Raw genomic sequence first — 3,221 nt, 5'->3', positions numbered from 1 at the left:
CCAAAAGCAGTCGGCCTCGAGTGCACGCGAGTCCGATGCGGAAGGCGAACGGCCATCATAACGCGCGGTTATTGACTTCATCGCGTGATGTCATTTCCCAGTCGCCGCGCGGAATTTCATGCTTACGCGGTACCGGGCTCATCCGGCGCATAATCAGGAGGCTACAAATGTCAGTCCAGAAGCCGGTTCTAACGCCGCCCCACGGTGGCGAGAAGGTGACCACGAGCGGAGGCTCGAGCATCGAGATTAAAGTGGAGAGCAGCCAGTCCGGAGGCGAATATGGCGCTGTCCTGTGGACGGTGCGGGCTGGGCAGGAGCCTCCGATGCACACTCACTCGCGCGAGGACGAGCTAGTCTACGTGGTTGAGGGGCAGCTAATCGCGCGGGTCGGCGATTCCCGCGTTGAGGTGGGGGCAGGCTCCTACGCGGCTCTTCCCCGTGGTGTGCCGCATACGATCGAAGTGGTCGGCGACCAAGCGACCCTGCTGGCCACCTACGTGCCGGGTGGGCTGGAGCGTTTGTTGGTGCCCCGGAAAGGCGAGAAGCCCGATCCGGCTGCTTTCGGCGTGACGTTCCCGTAGGGCCGAGGACCATAGCGCGTGGCGTTCGTGACCGTGCGCCCGCGCGGGCGCTCGGGACCGCGCCAGATGATCGATTGCACGCGCCGGCCAGGTGCGCGTAACGGCCTCCCAGCTTCAGACCAACCAGCGCATATTTCCGCCTTGGGTCAGAACCGGCGGTCGCCAAAGCGCCGATCTGCGTCCGATCTGGCTCAGCGTGCGGACATTCTGGCGGCGGGAGCCTTGTTCATCTCAGGGCCAACAAGAGACTCATGCGCCGCAACAAATAAAATGGGACCGGCGGCGGCCCGAGGCCAAATGCCCTGCTTTTTCGATCTTATGCCGTTCTGATAGCGACGTTGAATGTATTGCCGTTGACGGTGTGTAGCTGCAACGTCGCGGCGCTATGGAGGCTGCCGGGGTCCGCATTGCTCGTGACGGGCAGCGTAATCGTCGCCATCGCCGCGCCCGTAGCCCTCCGCATGATGGCGTAAGACGACGCTGGTAGATCAATGTTGCCTCGCCATCGAGAAGGCGCGAACGGTGGCGCGGCTACAGCGGAGATCGAGGACAACATAAACCAAGCTCGAACGGCCTTCGTCACTGCCGGCATCTTGGTGCTGCGCGGCGGCGTGCCGATCCATGTCAATGGCGCAGTCGTGGGCGCAGTAGGCGTTGCCGGCTTGGGCAAGGAGATCGACGCTAGATCGCGAGCACCGCGGCGACAGCGCTGAGCCCCTCACCGACGACGGCTCAGCGTAGGTTGCGGAGTTACTGTTCGTGTGCGCCTGTCGGCGCGGAAGATGATGCGATCGCGAGTTCGGGGGTGTGGCCGCCGAACGAGGTGCGACGCTCCCATCAGTCGCAACAGGCGGGTGCCCGATCCTAAACCTTGGTATGCTCTTCTCAACCAAATGTAACGGGGGGATCAACCTCCGTGCAATGGTCAGGTCCATCTCTCAATGATTATGCTTGGGATGTAATTTGGGTAACCGAACGGCAGCACTCTCTGGAACTGCCATACGGAAAAAACCAAACAGGTGAGAAAAACCAAACAGGTGAGAAACGAGTTATGGGCTGGATGTTCGACAATGCCGGACGTCTGATTGTCCGGTCGCAGAAGCCGGTCAACCACTGTGAGCCGTTCACTCCGAACGATTCGACAGCCTTACGCGACACCCTTCGACCCGGTGATGTCTTGCTGGTCGAGGGCAAAGGTCGTATTTCCGGCAGCATCAAATATCTCACTCAATCGACTTGGTCGCACTCGGCGTTGTACGTCGGGCCGGTGGCCGGCGCCGCAACCGACGGCGAGCGCCATGTCCTGATCGAAGCCAATATCGGCGAAGGTGTCGTGTCGGCGCCGCTGTCGAAATATCTGCATTGTCAAACCCGTATCTGCCGGCCGGTGGGACTGAGCGGAGCGGACTGCGCAAAGGTCTGCCATTACGCTATCGAACGCATTGGTCTCGGCTACGATTTCAAAAACGTCGTCGACCTGATGCGCTATCTATTCCCATGGCCAGTGGCGCCGCGTTGGCGCCGCCGAACGATTGCGCTCGGGTCCGGCGACGCTAGCCGCATCATCTGTTCTTCGCTAATTGCGCAAGCATTCGACGCCGTGCGTTACCCGATCCTGCCCAAGATCACGCACGTCGAGAGCCAGACGGCGCGGCGCGAAATCGCCGAGACCCGCCACTCGTCATTTTACGCGCCGCGCGACTTCGATATTTCGCCCTACTTTATGGTGGTGAAGCCCACGCTGGCGCGAGGCTTCAACTATAAAGACATGCATTGGGCCGATCTTCCCCAAGTTCACACCGCAAAGGTCACGTTCGCTCCAGAGATCGAAGGCGCGATCGCGGTGGTGGCCTACGCCTGAATTTCCCGGATCAGGCACCGAGTTGCGCAACGCTCACGCCGTTTCAGTCCTGGATCGAGCGAGGCCGCGATGGCGAACCCTCGTCGACCACAAATCTGGAGATTGAAATGTCGAAACCCCGCCTACTATTGATCCATTGCTCGAACGGCATCCGACAGGGAGCAAAGCACGGGCAGCGCGGCCGTAGCTTCCGACCGCTGGTCATTCATGGGGGCGCGCGAGTGAGATTCGCGCCGAGAGAGAGCTCATGGGAAGCTGCGTTTGAACTGGTCAATCTTGGTCTTTTAGTTTCCCATAGTAATTACCTTGCCTTCTTGCAGGCGAGCATAACAGTTCTTGAGGCCTGCAATCGGACTGACCCTTATAGCCAATAGTGCATTCGACCCAAATGTTGCGCCGTGTGCGTTATCGGAACACCACGCTCGCGCATATCGTTCGCATCGACCATGCTGCTCAATCCGTCGGCTCCCTTCGGCTGCCCATGCGCAGAAGCCAAATCGCTGCAGAGCCAGCAGCGCCGCCTGACCTGTACCTTCCCGCGATTGCGCCAGACCGGAGGTCAACACCGTCTCCGGGACGGTGCGGCCAGGGTCAATGTCCTGTGTGTACCGAAAACCTTATCCGAGTTGATGATGTAATGGAATCGCCTAAGCTGGCGGAATGATCGGGCTGCTCTGTTTCGTACTGGCCGTCTTGGCTTCGCCTCTCAAGTCGAAGAGCCGACTTGAAGCAGAGAATGCGGCGCTCAGACATCAGTTGATTGTCTTGAGGCGTAAGCT

The 3,221-nt window shown here is 60.1% G+C and carries 3 protein-coding genes; all 3 read left to right on the top strand.

Annotated elements, in window-relative coordinates:
* The first annotated feature begins 167 nt into the window (after positions 1-167).
* The 3 genes from CWO89_RS42240 (at position 168) to CWO89_RS42230 (ending at position 2,442) form a co-directional block, all read left to right on the top strand.
* A complete protein-coding gene (locus tag CWO89_RS42240; protein ID WP_130584131.1) occupies positions 168-581 on the top strand; it encodes a cupin domain-containing protein in 414 nt (137 codons plus the stop codon).
* 491 nt (positions 582-1,072) lie between these two features.
* Positions 1,073-1,294: a heme-binding protein gene (locus CWO89_RS42235; protein WP_130584130.1), complete on the top strand. Its 222-nt coding sequence runs from the start codon at positions 1,073-1,075 to the stop codon at positions 1,292-1,294.
* A gap of 338 nt (positions 1,295-1,632) precedes the next feature.
* Positions 1,633-2,442, top strand: a complete 810-nt coding sequence (locus CWO89_RS42230) for a YiiX/YebB-like N1pC/P60 family cysteine hydrolase (RefSeq protein ID WP_130584129.1) — start codon at positions 1,633-1,635, stop codon at positions 2,440-2,442.
* The last annotated feature ends 779 nt before the right edge of the window (positions 2,443-3,221 follow it).

It is taken from the genome of Bradyrhizobium sp. Leo170 (genome assembly GCF_004296405.1).
Taxonomy (GTDB): domain Bacteria; phylum Pseudomonadota; class Alphaproteobacteria; order Rhizobiales; family Xanthobacteraceae; genus Bradyrhizobium.
This window is presented reverse-complemented; position numbering and strand designations above follow the sequence as displayed.

Excerpts from the sequence above, each read along its gene's own strand:
- CWO89_RS42240 (WP_130584131.1), top strand. The coding sequence starts at position 168 with ATGTCAGTCCAGAAGCCGGTTCTAACGCCGCCCCACGGTGGCGAGAAG.
- CWO89_RS42235 (WP_130584130.1), top strand. The coding sequence starts at position 1,073 with ATGTTGCCTCGCCATCGAGAAGGCGCGAACGGTGGCGCGGCTACAGCG.
- CWO89_RS42230 (WP_130584129.1), top strand. The coding sequence starts at position 1,633 with ATGGGCTGGATGTTCGACAATGCCGGACGTCTGATTGTCCGGTCGCAG.